This window comes from Pseudarthrobacter oxydans (assembly GCF_034258515.1).
In the GTDB taxonomy this organism is placed as follows: Bacteria; Actinomycetota; Actinomycetes; order Actinomycetales; family Micrococcaceae; genus Arthrobacter.
In genome coordinates this window covers 3,242,995-3,258,862 of the sequence record NZ_CP139438.1, presented here as the reverse complement: position 1 = coordinate 3,258,862, position 15,868 = coordinate 3,242,995, and the positions used below count along the sequence as shown (strand labels likewise).

General features: G+C 67.1%; 13 protein-coding genes and 2 tRNA genes. 11 read left to right on the top strand and 4 right to left on the bottom strand.

Annotated elements, in window-relative coordinates; all coding sequences use genetic code 11:
• Window positions 1-18: 18 nt before the first annotated feature.
• From SMD14_RS14860 to SMD14_RS14850, 3 genes are read right to left on the bottom strand one after another with little or no spacing between them, the layout of a single operon-like run.
• The gene (locus SMD14_RS14860) at window positions 19-1,557 is read right to left on the bottom strand and encodes an APC family permease (protein WP_321214115.1); all 1,539 of its coding nucleotides are present in this window, start codon (window positions 1,555-1,557) and stop codon (window positions 19-21) included.
• A gap of 13 nt (window positions 1,558-1,570) precedes the next feature.
• Complete coding sequence (locus tag SMD14_RS14855; RefSeq protein WP_321214114.1) at window positions 1,571-2,782, bottom strand: glutathionylspermidine synthase family protein; 1,212 nt, start codon at window positions 2,780-2,782, stop codon at window positions 1,571-1,573.
• A gap of 2 nt (window positions 2,783-2,784) precedes the next feature.
• Window positions 2,785-3,405 (bottom strand): Tat pathway signal protein, encoded by a 621-nt coding sequence (locus SMD14_RS14850; RefSeq protein WP_321214113.1) that lies wholly within the window; start codon window positions 3,403-3,405, stop codon window positions 2,785-2,787.
• Window positions 3,406-3,600: 195 nt separating this feature from the next.
• Between SMD14_RS14850 and SMD14_RS14845 the strand changes: the two genes are divergently transcribed.
• The 7 genes from SMD14_RS14845 (at window position 3,601) to SMD14_RS14815 (ending at window position 9,906) form a co-directional block, all read left to right on the top strand.
• Window positions 3,601-4,257 carry an MOSC domain-containing protein gene (locus SMD14_RS14845; RefSeq protein ID WP_157241570.1) on the top strand — a complete coding sequence of 219 codons (657 nt, stop codon included), beginning with the start codon at window positions 3,601-3,603 and terminating at the stop codon, window positions 4,255-4,257.
• 405 nt (window positions 4,258-4,662) lie between these two features.
• Entirely contained in the window at window positions 4,663-6,807 is a 2,145-nt protein-coding gene (locus SMD14_RS14840) for a DEAD/DEAH box helicase (RefSeq protein WP_321214112.1), read from the top strand.
• Between the two features lie 248 nt (window positions 6,808-7,055).
• Window positions 7,056-7,127: transfer RNA gene (locus SMD14_RS14835), tRNA-Thr, on the top strand.
• 61 nt (window positions 7,128-7,188) lie between these two features.
• Window positions 7,189-7,262: transfer RNA gene (locus SMD14_RS14830), tRNA-Met, on the top strand.
• 152 nt (window positions 7,263-7,414) lie between these two features.
• Window positions 7,415-8,611, top strand: a complete 1,197-nt coding sequence (locus SMD14_RS14825; RefSeq protein WP_321214111.1) for an acyltransferase family protein — start codon at window positions 7,415-7,417, stop codon at window positions 8,609-8,611.
• A 70-nt stretch (window positions 8,612-8,681) separates the two neighbouring features.
• Entirely contained in the window at window positions 8,682-9,239 is a 558-nt protein-coding gene (locus SMD14_RS14820) for a dihydrofolate reductase family protein (RefSeq protein ID WP_321214110.1), read from the top strand.
• A gap of 16 nt (window positions 9,240-9,255) precedes the next feature.
• Complete coding sequence (locus SMD14_RS14815) at window positions 9,256-9,906, top strand: NAD(P)H-binding protein (protein WP_321214109.1); 651 nt, start codon at window positions 9,256-9,258, stop codon at window positions 9,904-9,906.
• Between the two features lie 6 nt (window positions 9,907-9,912).
• On the opposite strand, the gene SMD14_RS14810 is transcribed toward SMD14_RS14815, so the two are convergent.
• Complete coding sequence (locus SMD14_RS14810; RefSeq protein WP_321214108.1) at window positions 9,913-11,118, bottom strand: ROK family protein; 1,206 nt, start codon at window positions 11,116-11,118, stop codon at window positions 9,913-9,915.
• Between the two features lie 96 nt (window positions 11,119-11,214).
• Between SMD14_RS14810 and SMD14_RS14805 the strand changes: the two genes are divergently transcribed.
• The 4 genes from SMD14_RS14805 to SMD14_RS14790 all read left to right on the top strand — a co-directional run bounded on the left by SMD14_RS14805 (window position 11,215) and on the right by SMD14_RS14790 (window position 15,861).
• On the top strand, window positions 11,215-12,927 hold the full coding sequence (locus SMD14_RS14805; protein ID WP_157241576.1) for a glycoside hydrolase family 13 protein: 1,713 nt from the start codon (window positions 11,215-11,217) through the stop codon (window positions 12,925-12,927).
• The gene (locus SMD14_RS14800; protein WP_321214107.1) at window positions 12,927-13,868 is read left to right on the top strand and encodes an aldo/keto reductase; all 942 of its coding nucleotides are present in this window, start codon (window positions 12,927-12,929) and stop codon (window positions 13,866-13,868) included. The genes SMD14_RS14805 and SMD14_RS14800 overlap by 1 nt, the downstream gene beginning before the upstream one ends.
• A gap of 167 nt (window positions 13,869-14,035) precedes the next feature.
• On the top strand, window positions 14,036-14,899 hold the full coding sequence (locus tag SMD14_RS14795; RefSeq protein WP_157241578.1) for a CoA ester lyase: 864 nt from the start codon (window positions 14,036-14,038) through the stop codon (window positions 14,897-14,899).
• A gap of 29 nt (window positions 14,900-14,928) precedes the next feature.
• Entirely contained in the window at window positions 14,929-15,861 is a 933-nt protein-coding gene (locus SMD14_RS14790) for a DUF2797 domain-containing protein (RefSeq protein WP_321214106.1), read from the top strand.
• Window positions 15,862-15,868: the final 7 nt, after the last annotated feature.

Below are 15,868 nucleotides of genomic sequence, written 5' to 3'. Positions count from 1 at the left end.
AACGACACTTGGCGCTACTTACTTGGGGGAGGGGGCGGCGGTTTGGCCTGGGACGTTGGTCCCGGTGAAGTAGCCGCGGGTGGACGGCAGGAAACGGCAGACGACGGCGAGCACCACGCCCAGGGCCAGCAGCAGCACCCCGCTGACGAACGCGCCGCCGACGCCGAAGATCTGGGTGTCGCCGTACGCGGGGTCCCACATCTGGACGGCCGAGACGAAGAAGGCGGCGGTCAGCAGCAGGGCGCCAACGAGCGGAAGGATGCCCCGGAACCACAGATTCCGCCCCGACTCCCGAAGGGTGCTGCGGAAGTACCAGAAGCAGGCAAAACCGGTCAGGGCGTAATAGAACGCGATGAACAGGCTGATGGCGCTGATGGAGTCGGAGAGCAGGTTTTCGCTGAGGAAGCTCATGGCCACGTAGTACGCGATGGCCGCCGCCCCCATGACCTGGGTGGAAAAGCCGGGCGTCTGGTTCTTCGGATGCACCTCGCCGAACTTGGCCGGCAGTGCGCCGTGGACCCCCATGGAGAGGGTGCCGCGGGCGGTGGGCAGGATGGTGGTCTGGGTGGAGGACAGAACGGAGGCCAGGACCGCGACGACGATCAGCCAGCCCCACGGGCCCAGCACCACGTCCCGCATGGCCAGGAAGACGTCGTCCTGGTTGGCCTCGTTGCCCAAACCGATGCCTTCGGTGCCCACGGTGGCGTACATCATCACCAGCAGCGCGACGGACACATAGATGGCCACCAGGATGAACGCGGAAATCACGGCACCGCGGCCGGGGGTGGTGGAGGGGTTCTCGGTTTCCTCATTCACTGCAAGGCAGGTGTCCCAGCCCCAATAGATGAACAGGGCAAGGAGCACGCCGTGGACCACTGCTCCCGGATCCGCGAACGCACCTGCGGGGTTGAACCACTCGAAATCGAAGGGCTGGATGGTGGTCTCGCCGCCCGCCGAGCCCCGGACAATCCCGACGACGATGGCCAGGGCGAAGATGCCCAGCGCAATGTACTGCACATACGTCAGGACCCGCTGGACGTGCTCGCCCAGCCGGATGCCGCGGTAGTTGACCAGGGTCATGACGGCGATGAACAGCACGCCCGTGGCCGTGACCACTGCCTTGTTCTCTGCCAGGGAACCGTCGCCCACCAGGAGCCATAGATACTGTCCGGCCACCTGTGCAAGGTTTGCCAGGACCACAATGCCCGCGAGCGCCACGCCCCAGCCGCCCAGCCAGCCCGCCCAGGGGCCGAAGGTGCGGCGTGACCACGTAAAGGTGGTTCCGCAGTCCGGGATGGCACTGTTCAGCTCGCGGAACGCATAGGCGATGAACAGGACGGGGATGAAGCCCAGCAGCAGGATCAGGGGAGTGTAGTTCCCGTTGACGGCCACGATCAGGCCTAGTGTTGCCGCCAGTGAGTACACCGGCGCCGTGGAGGCAAGGCCAATCATCACGGAGTCGCCGAGATCCAGGATGCCGGCCCGGAGTCCCTTGGCCGGAACTGTGGTCCCGTGCGCGCCGCCCGGGCCTCCCGTCGTCGTAATCTCCGTGCTCATGCTGTCACCGGGTTCATAGTGCGATACCTGCCTTGCTGGAGGATGCCCCGGCCGAAAGCGGCGCCGGCGCGTCGATGGTGTTGGGCACGAAGCGGCAAAAATAATCCGTGACCGGCCCGTCAGATTCCCGGATGCCGCAGCCCACGGACTCCCCGTCCACCACCCACAGGCCGAGGACGGGATGGTTGCCGTCGAAGTCGGGCAGTTCCTGGTACTGCTGGTAGCACCAGCCTTCACGGCCGTAGCCGCCGGGCTGCTCCAGGCTGATGCCCTGCGCATGGATCTTGATGTTGTCGCCTTCGCGGCCGTGCAGGGGCTTGGCCACCCATTCCTTCAGCGGCCCCGGCTCGTTGAGGTACGCGGGCAGCAGGTTGGGGTGCTCGGGGTAGAGGTGCCACAGCGCGGCCAGCAGGGCCTTGTTGGAGAGCAGCATCTTCCAGGCCGGCTCGATCCAGCGGGGGTTGTGGGCGCGTTCCAGCAGCCGGTGCCCGAACGGTTCCTTCATCATCAGCTCCCACGGGTAGAGCTTGAAGATCGTGCTGATCATGAAGTTGTCCAGGTCCACGAAGCGGTTGAGGTTGGGGTCCCAGCCGATATCGGACATGTTGATGCCGATGGTGGTCCAGCCCGCCTGGCTGGCCACGTCCCGCATGTAGGCCGCAGTCATCCAGTCCTCGCCGGACTCCTCGACCTCCGAGTGGGCAACGTGCAGGGTGCTCATCCCGGTGCGGTACTGCACCTTCTTCCACTGCCGGATCAGGGCTTCGTGGATGCCGTTCCACTGGTCCTTTTCCGGAAAGACGTCCTGCAGCCAGAACCACTGCGCCACCGCCGCTTCGATCAGGCCCGTGGGGGTGTCCGCGTTGTATTCGAGCATCCTGGCCGGGCCGCCCTGCCCGTCATAGATGAAGTCGAACCGGCCGTAGACGTCCACGTCCCCGGCCTGGAGGGATTCCGCGGCCAGTTCGAGGGCCTGCGGGCCGATGCCGATGTGGCCCATGGCGCCGGTGGCCAGGAACTTGGCCGCTTCCAGGCACATCTTGTGCATGTTTTCGGCCGTCGCTTCGAGGGTTTCCACCTCCTCCATGGTGAATTCGTAGTACGCAGACTCGTTCCAGTACTCGATCCGGCGCCCGTCCTCCATGGTGGTGGTGGAGAACACCAGGCCCTGCTCTTCGATCTTCTGCTTCCAGCCGGGCCGGGGCTCAGACGTCAACCGCTTCACGCTCAGCCCCCCGAGACCTTGCTGCCGCCACCGCTGGTGCCGCTTTTGGCGCTGGTGCCGAAGCCGCCGCGGCTGACCGTTCCGCCCTTGGTGCTGTACCCCGTGGACGCTTTCGCGCCGCTGGGAACAGTTTTGGTGTAGTTGGGGGCTGTGGAGCGGTTCTGGCCGATGGCGGGGACGTACGCGCCTCGGGAAAAGAAGTACCAGGCATAGAGGCCGCCGCCCCTGCCGGCGGAGCTGTTGCAGTTCGTGTCTTCCACGCGCTCGCCAGTTTCGTCGTTGAAACACACCTGCGCGTACTCGGGATCATCCTGGTTGCTGGCCACCACGGCGGTGATGGTGCCGGCGAGCAGCGCCGTCACACCCAAACCCACGACGACGGTGCGCCGCTGGGAGCGCTTCTTCCGGGAGGCTTCCTCGTTGAGCTGCCGTTCGCGGTCCCGGGCGAACGGGTCCACGGGGGTAACCGGCTCGTTGAGCAGTTCGGGGCGGAGCTCCGGCTTGGGTACCTGCCAGGGAGGAGGCTTGGCGCCGCTGTGCCCGTCTCCGGCCGGCGGGACGCCCTCGCCCGCAGCCCGGTCGCTGCCGGGCCGCCCGGGGTCCGGGTCCTTGTTCGGGTCCATGGTGTCCCCCTCCGTTGTCCACGTGAATTGGGCACAGCGCTGCACCCCCATTGCAATCCTTAAATCAGCGTAGTCCCTGCCGGTGCCCGCTGGCCCAAGCAGCTCGCATTAAACGTCGCGAAACCGCCGTGTGGCGCCATTAAATGCGAGCCGGTTGGGTGCGGGAGCTGGGAAGGGGAGCCATACACTGGAGCCATGGAAACCGCCTCCGTCCTCGCCGTGTGCCGCGTCCACCAGCTCCTGCCGGATGCCTCGAACGTGGGCGTCACCGCCATCGACAAGCGCCCCGTCGAGGGCCCGGTCAAGGTGCACCGGCTGGGCCTCCAGGGCGACATCCAGGCGAACCGCGTCCACCACGGGGGACCGGACCAGGCCCTGTACGCCTACTCCCAGCAGGATGCGGACTACTGGTCCCGTGAACTCGGGCGGGACCTGCCCCCGGGGAGCTTTGGCGAAAACCTGCGGGTGGCCGGGATCGATGTCACCGGCGCCGTGATTGGTGAGCGCTGGCGGATCGGCCTGGACGTCGAAGTGGAGGTGACCTCGCCCCGTACCCCCTGCGCCACCTTCCAGCGCCGGATGCGGGAGCCCCACTTCGTCAAGAGGTTCACGGAGGAGGGCCGGGTGGGAGCCTATCTCCGCGTCATCAGGACCGGGAGCATCCAGGCGGGAGACCATATCCACCGGCTGTATGTCCCGAAGCATGGCATCACCGTGGGCAAGTGGTTCAGCGAGCCGGACCTGGAGGCAATGGAAGCACTGCGCGACGCCGACGCAGACGGGGAGATCCGCCTGCAGCAGCCGGAGTTCGAGCAGAAGTTCGAGGCGCTGGAACGGCAGCTGGGCCGGTAGCCGCAGGCTGAAGCGGCCGGCAGGGAAGCGGTGTGCGCAAGCTCACCGCCGCCGTCGTGCCCTCAATTTCCGCTGGAGCGGGCGCGTGCCCTACACTAGAGATATCCCCCACTCCGGAAATCCCTTATTCCTGCCCAATTTTTGAGGCAGGACTGGCAAGTGTTGGGGCCCGCGCAAGCGATGCGGGCATTTTCATAGGGAGAGCCGGCTAAAGAAAACGCTGTACAGACTGCTGGGATAGCAGCCAAGAGATGCAGCGGGAAGTCCTGCCACGGGATTGCGAAAGCGCCGGACTTCTGTGACCGGCCGGTCAACGTTTGCCCGGCACCTTTGGTCACACGTACTGCGGCTCCGCTCACCTCGGGTAGTGCCGCCTGGCCCCCTATGGATGAGGAATATTCCCCTATGCCCGAAAATCACAACGACGCCGCCGCTGACGCAGCAACAGCCAGCATCGAATTCACCGAGCCCGCTGCTCCCGCAGCTGAGGCCGCAACGGTTCCCGCCGAAGCCCCTGCTGAAGCGCCGGCCGCTCCCGCCGCCCGGGCTGACGAAGCTCCCGCCCCCAAAGCTGAAGATGCTCCCGCTGCCAAGGCTGAGGAAGACGAAGAAGAAGGCGTCAAGTTCGCCGACCTCGGCATCGACGGCCGCGTCCTCGCCGCCCTCCAGGACGTCGGCTACGAGAAGCCGTCCCCCATCCAGGCAGCAACCATCCCGCTGCTGCTCGAAGGCCGCGACGTCGTGGGCCTCGCCCAGACCGGCACCGGTAAGACTGCAGCATTCGCAGTACCGGCACTGTCCCGCCTGGCCGAGCTCCACGACCTCAACGGCCCGTCCCGGAAGACCCAGGCACTGGTCCTGGCTCCCACCCGCGAACTGGCGCTCCAGGTTGCCGAGGCCTTCACCTCGTACGCCAAGCACATTGACGATTTCACCGTCCTCCCCGTCTACGGCGGTTCCGCCTACGGCCCGCAGCTCGCCGGCCTGCGCCGCGGCGCCCAGGTTGTTGTCGGTACCCCCGGCCGCGTGATCGACCACATCTCCAAGGGTTCCCTGGACCTGTCCGAACTCCAGTACCTGGTGCTGGACGAGGCCGACGAAATGCTGCGCATGGGCTTCGCCGAAGACGTGGAGCAGATCTTCCAGCAGACCCCGTCGGACCGCCAGGTGGCACTGTTCTCCGCCACCATGCCGAGCCAGATCCGCCGCATGTCCAAGCAGTACCTGAACAACCCTGCCGAGATCTCCGTCAAGTCCAAGACCACCACCGGCGCCAACACCCGCCAGCGGTACCTGCAGGTCATGGGCCCGCACAAGCTTGATGCCATGACCCGCATCCTCGAGGTTGAAGAGTTCGACGGCGTCATCGCCTTCGTGCGCACCAAGATGGCTACCGAGGACCTGGCTGACAAGCTGAAGTCCCGCGGTTTCCAGGCCGCCGCGATCAACGGTGACATCCCGCAGCAGCAGCGCGAGCGCACCGTTGACGCCCTGAAGGAAGGCCGCATCGACATCCTCGTGGCCACCGACGTCGCCGCCCGTGGCCTTGACGTGGAGCGCATCAGCCACGTCATCAACTACGACATCCCGCACGACACCGAGTCCTACGTGCACCGCATCGGCCGCACCGGCCGCGCAGGCCGTTCCGGCGATGCCATCCTGTTCATGACGCCGCGGGAGAAGTACCTGCTGCGTTCCATCGAGAAGGCCACGCGCCAGCCGGTGGAGCAGATGCACCTGCCCACCGCGGAGACCGTGAACACCCTCCGCCTGGGCAAGTTTGCCGAGCGGATCACGGAGACCCTCGCCTCCGAGGACGTGGCCCCGTTCCGCGACCTCATCGCTTCCTACGAGGAAGAGCACAATGTTCCGGCGTCGGAGATCGCTGCAGCCCTTGCCGTGATGGCCCAGGGCGGACAGCCGCTGCTGGTGAAGGAACTGCCCGCAGCGCCGGAGTTCCAGAAGCGCGAGCGGTCCAAGGACGGCTTCGGCTCCCGCGGACCGACCCGCACGCTCACCGAGGGCAATGCCACCTACCGGATCGCCGTGGGACGCCGCCAGCGCGTCATGCCCGGTTCCATCGTGGGCGCCATTGCCAACGAGGGCGGCATCTCCTCGGCACAGATCGGCGGCATCGACATCCGCTCGGACCACTCCCTGGTGGAACTCCCGGCGGACCTGAGCCCCGAGCAGCTGCGTGCGCTGTCCCGCACCCGGATCGGCGGCGAGCTGATCCACCTCGAATTGGACAACGGCCGCAAGCCTGCCGGCGACCGCGGCTCCTACCAAGGCAACCGCGGCGGTGACCGGGGAGGCAACTTCAAGGGCAACGGCGGCTTCAAGAAGGAATTCCGCAAGAACGACGGCGAGCGATCCTCCGCTGACCGCGGCGGCCGCTCCTACAGCGAGCGTTCCTTCAGCGCTGACAGCGGTGCCAACCGCGGCCAGGCCAGCGACTCCCGCTTCGGCGGCCACGGTGACGGATCCCGCAAGCCCCGCCACGGCAACGAGGGCGGCCAGCGCGACTTCAACCGCAAGGGCAAGTGGTAACCGTCAGCTAGCCTGACGCAGTTCCCCCGGTGGGCCGGCTTTCGAGCCGGCCCACCGGCGTTTAACGCACGACGGCGGGACCGGCGTGTTCGCTTCGTCACACCTGTTTCACTGCGGGCCCTGCCGGCCCTGCATCGGCGCACCGAAGGCTCATTTAGGCCCGGTTTTCTGCGGCTTTAAGGGGCCAGGGCTGCGCTGGAGCGCCGATTTGTTGGTGGGAAAATCTTCCGGTAGAGTATTTACTCGTTGCCCCCCTAGCTCAGTGGTAGAGCGCGTTCTTGGTAAGAACGAGGTCACCGGATCGATTCCGGTGGGGGGCTCTGGATGAGGGCCTGTGTCAAGGCGGTTTTGACCGGCTTGGCGCAGGTTTTTCTCATTCGTGGCGGTGTAGCTCAGTTGGTTAGAGCGCACGACTCATAATCGTGAGGTCGGGAGATCGAGCCTCCCCACCGCTACAGGCTAAGCCCCTGGAATTCCCAAGATTCCGGGGGCTTTTCTGTGCCCTTTTGCGTGGCACCCACGGAAGGTCCTTTGGCTCTGGTGCCGTGGGACGGACGGGCCACGATGGAGTCAGAAGCAGCAACGGTGGCGGCAGGGAGGGTTCAGGATGTCCCGAGCAGCAGGGTCCGGCGGCCCCGCCGCTGTGTCCGCCGGGACAGGGCGGCTGGCCTTCGTGGATGTCCTGAGGGTGCTGATTATCTCCATGGTGATCATCCACCATGCAGCCCAGGCGTACGGACCCACCGGCGGCTTCTGGCCGGTGGAAGACCAGGCCACCAGCGACTGGTTCGTGCCGTTCTACACGGTGAACGCGGCCGTGGGCCTGGGCCTGTTGTTCCTGGTGGCCGGCTATTTCCTGCCCGGATCCTATGAGCGCAAAGGTCCGCGCCGGTTCCTCAAGGAACGGTGGGCCCGCATCGGGGTGCCGCTCGTGGTCTTCGTCGCGGCGGTCAACGTTCCACTCGCCTATCTGGCATCCGGAAGTCCCGAGCCGGGGGAGTTCGTCAGGTCGCTGTATGACGACGCCTGGCAGGGCGCCTACTTCCACCTCTGGTTCCTGGCACACCTCCTCCTTTATACGGCCGCCTATGTCCTGCTGGCGGAGCGGGTCCGCTGGTTGCGCCCGGCCTCACCAGGGACCCCGCGGCAGATGCTGCCGCCGCCCGGCCACGGCGCCATCCTGTCTTACGCAGCTGCCCTGATCGTGGTTACGTGGGTTGTCCGGTGGTGGTTTCCCGTCGATGACTGGGTACCACTCTTTTTTGTCATGCCGGCAGAACCCGCAAACCTCACCCAGTATGTGAGCCTGTTTGCCTTGGGCATCCTCGCCTACCGGAACGACTGGTTCCGGCGGATTCAGCGCCGCGTCGGCTTCACCTGGCTGGCTGTGGGCCTTGTGGCGTCCGCGGCCATCTTCTCCCTGCAGGCACTGGGACTCTGGGGCGCTGCAACGGCGACGGGCGGAGTGGACTGGCGTTCGCTGGTGCGGGTCGCCCTGGAGACGTTGGTCTGCGCCGGCCTGGGAGTGGGCCTGCTGGTCACGTTGCGCGAGCTCTTCCGTCGTCCGGTGCGGCTGGTGTCAGCGATGGCCACGGCCAGCTATGCCGCCTACATCCTGCACATCTTCGTCGTCGTGGGCCTCCAGGTGGCGATCCTGCAGGTTGCCTGGCCCGCCGGGGCCAAATTCCTCCTGGTCGCCGTGCTCGGGCTCCTCCTTTCCTTTGGCCTTGGCCACGTTTCCCGCACGGTGCCGGGACCGCGGGTGCTCCTCGGCACGGGCCCGGACCACCGGCGGACAGCCTGACCGCGCCGGGGAACTGCGCGTGGCCCCTGGCGGCTTCCAACTGCCTGCCTTCGCGGCCACAATAGGGACCATGGGCCAGCTCACTTACACCTGCATCACCTCCCTGGACGGATACGTGGCGGACCGCAACGGCAATTTCGACTGGAGCGCCCCCGACGAGGAAGTCCACGCCTTCGTCAACGACCTCGAACGGGACGTCGGGACGTTCCTGCTCGGCCGCAGGATGTACGACGTGATGGCGGTCTGGGAAACCATGGGCGGCCCCGGGGACCCGCCGGTGATCCAGGATTATGCCCGGATCTGGCAGGGGGCAGACAAGGTTGTCTACTCCTCTTCTCTTGCTGTCGCTGAGACGCCCCGGACCCGGATCGAGCGCACCTTCGACCCGGCTGCCGTCCGGGCGATGAAGGACGCAACGGACGGGACGATGAGCATCGGCGGTGCCAACCTGGCAGGACTGGCATTCGCGGCAGGACTGGTGGACGAGTGCGGATTCCTGATCAATCCGGTGGTGGTCGGGGGAGGCCTGCGGGCCCTGCCGGACGGCCTGGAATCAAAGCTTGAGCTCCTCGACCTGCGCCGTTTCGGCAACGGCGTGGCCTACCTGCGCTACCGCGTCCTGCGGTGAAGGGCAGAATGGGGGCATGACGCGAATCGCAATCATCGGCGGCCACGGCAAAGTGGCCCTTCACCTGTCCGCCCTGCTCACGGAAGAAGGCCACAGCGTTACCTCGTTCATCCGCAACCCGGACCATGCAGCCGACGTCGCCGCTACGGGGGCGGTGCCGTCGGTCCTGGACGTTGAGAATGCGACGACGGCGGCACTCGCCGAAGCGTTGAAGGGCCATGACGCGGTGGTCTGGTCCGCCGGTGCGGGCGGCGGCAACCCGGCACGCACCTATGCGGTGGACCGGGACGCGGCCATCCGTTCGATGGATGCGGCCGCCGAAGCCAATGTGGGCCGCTACGTGATGGTGTCCTACCTGGGCGCCAGCAAGGACCACGGCGTGCCGGAGGACCACTCCTTCTTTGCGTACGCCGAGGCGAAGGCCGCCGCCGACGAGTACCTGCGCGGCACCGGCCTTGCCTGGACCATCCTGGGCCCGGGGGCGTTGACGGACAAGCCGGGAACCGGGCTGATCGACGTCGATCCCGCTCCCGGGGGCAGCCGGGAAACCTCGCGGAGCAACACGGCAAGCGTCGCGGCCGCCGTGCTGGACCTGCCGGAAACCGCGGGCAGGACCATCGAATTCTGTGACGGCACGCTGCCCATCGCCGCTGCCCTGCAGCCCTAGCGCGGACTAAGCGCGGGGGACCAGCTGCAAGTCGAGGGAATGCTTCTCCACGTAGTCCAGCGCGCCCCGGACGGCCCCAACGGTCACGATCGAGTCGCCCAGCGGCGAGACCGCAATCCGCGGGGGAGTGGCGGTGAAATCATTCAGCCGCCGTTTGATCGGTTCGAGCAGGACGCCTGCGGAGTTGGCCACTGCACCGCCGATCACCACAAGCTCCGGGTTGAACACCGTCGCCACCGCGCCAATGACCCGGGCCAGCCGGTCCGCCAGGCGTTCAAGAATGCGCAGGGCCACGGCGTCGCCTTCAGCAGCGGCCGCGAAGACGTGCTCAGCCTCCGCCCCGCCTTGGGCTGCATAATCCCGGAGGGATGTCCGGGTTTTGCCGGCCAGCGCCTCGGCCGCCCACATCCTGGCGAGGCTTGCAATGCCGAAGGTGTCCCCCACACCCTCGACCTGGTCCAGGAAGGCGAGTTCACCGGCGCCGCCGCGGCTCCCGTGCAGCAGCCGCCCGCCGTCGATCACCCCTGAACCGAAACGCTCACTGGCAAGGATCACCACGACGTCGTCCACTCCCGCCGCCGCACCCCGCCAGCGGTCGCCGAGGGCGGCAAGGTTGGCGTCGTTTTCCAGCAGGACCGTCCAGCCGTGCCGGTCCCGCATGGCTGCCTTCAGGCCGACGTCGAACAATCCCCAGAAATGCTGGGCCACCAGAACGTCACCGTTGCGGTCCACCGGGGCGGCGATGCCGGCGCAGACGGCGAGGACCGACTCCGGGGCGGCGCCCACGCTGCGAAGTGCCGTCATCGCAGCCCGGTCGATGACGGAGATGCGTTCCCCGGCCGAAATTTCGGCTTCCGCGAAGGGCAGCGTGGACCGCCCCAGCACCTGCCCGCGAAGGTCCGACACCACCACCGTGGCCTTGGAAACCCCCACGTCCATGCCCAGTACGTAGCCGGCACACTCGTTGAGTTCGAAGCGGCGGGCGGGCCGGCCCTTCCGGTACCCGCCGGATGCACGCTGGTTCTCCAGTTCGCGGAGCCAGCCCCGCTCCTTGAGGTCCTCGCAGACGGAGATGGCGGTGGCGCGGGTGAGGCCGGTGGCTTCCATGACTTCGGTGACGGTGACGACGCCGGAGGAGCGCATGAAGTCCAGTACGGCGCCGGCGCTGACACGGCGCAGCAGTTGGGGGGTGGCGGCGGTGGTTTCAGCCATGCTGTTGACCTTTCCGTGCAACGCGCCAGATAATGATCGGGCAGCTAAATTTAGAACCAAAATAAATATAGTCGACAAGCAGCAAAGGATCACCCCTTGTCCACCACCGCCACTCTGGCAACCCTTTCCGATTCCGACCGCCTGGCCGATCCGAACTGGTGGCGCCAAGCCTCTGTGTACCAGATCTATCCGCGCAGCTTCGCGGACTCCAACGGCGACGGCATCGGCGATCTCAAGGGCATCACCGCCAAGGTCCCGTACCTTAAGTCGCTCGGGATCGACGCCGTCTGGCTGAGCCCGTTCTACCCCTCGGCGCTTGCCGACGGCGGCTACGACGTGGACGACTACCGCGACGTTGACCCCAAGCTGGGCACGCTGGCCGATTTTGACGAGATGGCCAAGGCGCTGCACCAGGCCGGCATCAAGCTCATCGCCGACATCGTCCCCAACCACTCCTCCAACCGGCACGAATGGTTCAAGGAAGCGCTCGCCTCGCCCAAGGGATCCCCCGCGCGGGACCGGTACATTTTCCGTGACGGCAAGGGCCCCAACGGCGAGTTTCCGCCGTCGGACTGGGACTCCGTCTTCGGTGGGCCCGCCTGGGAGCGCATCACCGAGCCGGACGGCACCCCCGGCCAGTGGTACATGCACATCTTCGCCAAGGAGCAGCCGGACCTGAACTGGTCCAACCGGGAAATCCGCGAGGACTTCCTGAAGACCCTGCGCTTCTGGTCCGACCGCGGCGTGGACGGCTTCCGGGTGGACGTGGCGCATGCGCTCACCAAGGACCTCACCGAACCGCTGCTGTCCAAGCTTGAACTGAGCGCGGCCAACACCGGCGTGGACGGTTTCGACGACGGCACGCACCCCTTCTGGGACCGCGACGAAGTGCATGAGATCTACGCCGAGTGGCGCGAGGTGTTCAACGAGTACAACCCGCCGCGCACCGCCGTCGCCGAGGCGTGGGTCCACGCGACCCGCCGGGCCCGCTATGCCAGCCCCGAGGGCCTCGGCCAGGCCTTCAACTTCGACCTCCTGCAGGCCGACTTCGATGCGGCGGAGTTCCGCGAAATCATCACGCGCAACCTTGCCGAGGCAGCTGCCACCGGCGCCTCCTCCACGTGGGTCTTCTCAAACCATGACGTTGTCCGCCACGCCACCCGGTACGGCCTGCCGCAGGTCTCCAAGGGCAAGGAGCGCACCAAGGGCCAGGACGGCAAGGACTGGCTGCTGGCCGGCGGCCCCAAGGAGGAGCTGGACGTGGAGCTCGGCGAACGCCGTGCCCGCGCCGCCACCCTGCTGATGCTCGCCGTCCCGGGCTCCGCCTACCTGTACCAGGGTGAGGAGCTGGGACTCCAGGAAGTGGCGGAGATCCCGGAGTCCGAACGCCAGGACCCCTCGTTCTTCCGCAACAAGGGTGTCGAAATCGGCCGCGACGGCTGCCGGGTGCCCCTGCCCTGGAAGGTCGAGGGAACCTCGTTCGGCTTCGGCGACGGCGGCGCGCACCTGCCGCAGCCTGACTGGTTCAGCAAGTACGCCGTCGAGGCGCAGGACGGGACCGAGGGTTCCACGCTGGAGCTCTACCGCAAGGCCCTGAAGCTCCGCCGCGAGCTGCAGACGGACGAAGCGCTGGAATGGGTGGAAACCGGCAACCCGGAGGTCCTCCACTTCCGCCGCCCCAACGGCTGGCAGTCCGTGACCAACTTCGGGGACACCGCCGTCGACCTCCCGGCAGGCACCGTCCTGGTCAGCAGCGACGTCCTGGAGGACGGCAAGCTGCCCGCCAACACCACGGCATGGCTGCGCTGATGCAGGAACTGATTTATGGCTGCATGGGCCTGGGCGGCAGCTGGTCCGACGAGCCGCATGCCACCGAGCATGTTGACGAGGCCGCTGCCGCCGTCGAGGCCGCCCTGGGCGCGGGAATCACCCTGTTCGACCACGCGGACATCTACCGCAGGGGCAAGTCCGAGGCGGTCTTCGGCGAGGTGCTGGCGTCCACTCCCGGGCTGCGTGACCGCATCCGGCTGCAGACCAAGTGCGGCATCAGGCTCGGCGAACCCGGGCTGCCCGGGCACTACGACCTCAGCCGCGAGGCCATCCTGGAGCGCGTCAACGAAAGCCTGAAGCGGCTGCGGACGGACTACGTGGACATCCTCCTGCTGCACCGCCCGGATCCTTTGGCGGACCCGGCGGAGGTGGCCGCCGCCGTCGGGCAGCTGATGGCCGAAGGCAAGGTGCGGCAGCTGGGTGTTTCCAACATGTCCGGGGCGCAGATCGAGGCGCTGCAGGACCGGCTGGAAACCCCGGTGGTGGCGAACCAGCTGGAAATGAGCCTGCTCAAGCGGGCGTGGCTGGAGAGCCAGGTGCTGGTCAACCACGCCGAGCACCTGGACTACAGTTTCCCGCACGGCACCCTGGAGCACTGCGTCCGGAACTCCATCACGCTCCAGGCCTACGGCTCGCTCGCCAGGGGCCTGTACACGGGCGCGGAACCGGAGAGCCCGACGTCGGCGGAGGCAGCCACCGTCGAGCTCGTGGCGCAGCTGGCGGGGGAGTACGGCAGCTCCGGGGAATCGGTCCTTCTCGGGTGGCTGATGAAGCACCCGGCCGGCATCGCGCCGGTGATCGGGACCGTCAACCCGGGCCGGATCCGGGCCTGTGCCGACGCCGCCCGCGTGGCCCAGGCGATGAGCCGGACGGACTGGTACCGACTCTGGGTGACTGCGCGCGGCAGCAACGTCCCCTGACCCACCCCAACTGACTGGCAGCAGGTGTCGTTTTGGCGCCCCGAAACGGCACCTGCTGCTATCTGTTTTCGCTGCCCGGCCGTCATATCCCGTTTAGTTCGTATTGAACCTCCCGTGCTGGCCGTTTTTGTGCCCCGTGCCCCTGCCCGGGCGGATACGGTAGATACATGACGTCTACCATCGCCACCGAGACCGTAAGGCCGGAACGCAATATCCCAGCAGAGATCGCCCGCTCATGGCTCCTCGTGAATGCCATGAAGACGGAGCTCTTCGACCAGTCGGCAATGTCCCGCGCCGATTCGATCATCCTGGATATTGAAGATGCCGTGGACCCCTCCCAGAAGGACCATGCCCGGAACAACGTCATTGACTGGCTGACCGCCGGCGGCAAGGCCTGGGTCCGCATCAATGACGCCACCAGCCCGTTCTGGGCAGCGGACCTGGCCGGACTCCGCGGCACGCCGGGCCTGCTCGGCATCATGCTGGCGAAGACCGAATCCGCGGACCAGGTCACTGAGAGCTTCCACCGCATGGACGGCAATACGCCCGTGATCCCGCTGGTGGAATCCGCCGTCGGCATCGAGGAAGCCAACAACATCGCCAAGGCGCAGGGCGCCTTCCGGCTGGCCTTCGGTTCCGGCGACTTCCGCCGCGACACCGGCATGGCCGCCACCCCGGAAGCCATGGCCTACCCGCGCGCCAAGCTCGTTGTCGCCAGCCGCGTCGGCAACCTGCCCGGGCCCATCGACGGCCCCACCGTCGGCACCAACCACCCCATCCTGCGGGAGCAGACCGGCATCACCGTGATGATGGGCATGACCGGCAAGCTCTGCCTGGCCATCGACCAGACCCCCGTCATCAACGAGGTCATCAGCCCCACACCGTCGGACGTCGCCTGGGCCACCGACTTCATGGCCGACTTCGAAGCCAACGGCCGCGTGATCCGTGACGGTTCCGACCTGCCCCGCCTGGGCCGCGCCGAAAAGATCATGAAGCTCGCGGTAGCCTTCGGGGTGCAGCCCGCCCTGTAGGACCCCCGCTTTTCACTCCAGGAGACCCCGTGACCGGTGCGCGCTATCTGGTCCACGGGGTCTTTTGGCCTGCCGCGGACGATTCCGGCAACGGCGCGCCTCCTGTCTTGCGGCTGCAGGCTCCGGACGGCACCTTCCAGGAAACAGCGCTCGACGACGGCACGCGACTGGGCATCCGGCTCGCCGCCGAAGGGAAGTCCTGCCTCGGCCACCACCGCGTCCATGGCCCCGTCCGCCGGGACCACATCCTCTGTGCCGGCCACCTGCCCTCCGCCCGTGGACACCAGTGCGAACGGTGCTTTGTGGCAGACGACTTCCGGCTGATGCACGACTTCCACCGGGACGGACGTGTCCCGCCCGGCTTCCGCAGCTACCTGATGCAGCCTCACTGGCTCTACGTCGCCACCTTCGCCAACGGGGCCAGCAAGGTGGGAACGGCCGCCAACCTGAGGAAATGGCAGCGCCTCGCCGAACAGGGTGCGGTCGTGGCGAGCTACGTGGCGCGCGCCGCGGACGGGCGGATAGTGCGGATCCTTGAGGACCTTGTATCGCGCGACGGCGGGCTGCCGCAACAAGTGCGGTCAGCCGCCAAGGCCGGCGCCTTGGCCGACCCCGCTCCGGCAAGCCTGCTCACGGCGCACCATCTGAAGCTGGCGGCCACCGCGCGCCAGGTCATTTCCGGCTCGGGCCTGGAAGGTTTCGAGGTGGTGGACGAGGCCTGGCGCCGGCCCGGACTGGCTGGGCGGCTCTGTTCGGCAAGCCTCAGGCACGCGTACCCCCACAGCCTGGCTTCCGGGCCGCACGGCTTCACCATCCAGTCTGTCTGCGGCAGTTTCGTGCTGGCCACCCTCGGTGAAACGGACCTCGAATTCGTCGTGGACCTCGGCCGGCTCAAAGGCAGAACCATAGTGCTTGGAGACTATTCCTCGGAGGTTCCGGCCGTGCAGGAGGCCCTGTTCTGAGGTCGGC

Bases quoted from the DNA above. Each gene is read 5' to 3' on its own strand.
- SMD14_RS14825 (WP_321214111.1), top strand. From the start codon at position 7,415: ATGTCCCGAGCAGCAGGGTCCGGCGGCCCCGCCGCTGTGTCCGCCGGG.
- SMD14_RS14860 (WP_321214115.1), bottom strand. From the start codon at position 1,557: ATGAGCACGGAGATTACGACGACGGGAGGCCCGGGCGGCGCGCACGGG.
- SMD14_RS14815 (WP_321214109.1), top strand. From the start codon at position 9,256: ATGACGCGAATCGCAATCATCGGCGGCCACGGCAAAGTGGCCCTTCAC.
- SMD14_RS14800 (WP_321214107.1), top strand. From the start codon at position 12,927: ATGCAGGAACTGATTTATGGCTGCATGGGCCTGGGCGGCAGCTGGTCC.
- SMD14_RS14795 (WP_157241578.1), top strand. From the start codon at position 14,036: ATGACGTCTACCATCGCCACCGAGACCGTAAGGCCGGAACGCAATATC.
- SMD14_RS14820 (WP_321214110.1), top strand. From the start codon at position 8,682: ATGGGCCAGCTCACTTACACCTGCATCACCTCCCTGGACGGATACGTG.
- SMD14_RS14850 (WP_321214113.1), bottom strand. From the start codon at position 3,405: ATGGACCCGAACAAGGACCCGGACCCCGGGCGGCCCGGCAGCGACCGG.
- SMD14_RS14845 (WP_157241570.1), top strand. From the start codon at position 3,601: ATGGAAACCGCCTCCGTCCTCGCCGTGTGCCGCGTCCACCAGCTCCTG.
- SMD14_RS14840 (WP_321214112.1), top strand. From the start codon at position 4,663: ATGCCCGAAAATCACAACGACGCCGCCGCTGACGCAGCAACAGCCAGC.
- SMD14_RS14810 (WP_321214108.1), bottom strand. From the start codon at position 11,118: ATGGCTGAAACCACCGCCGCCACCCCCCAACTGCTGCGCCGTGTCAGC.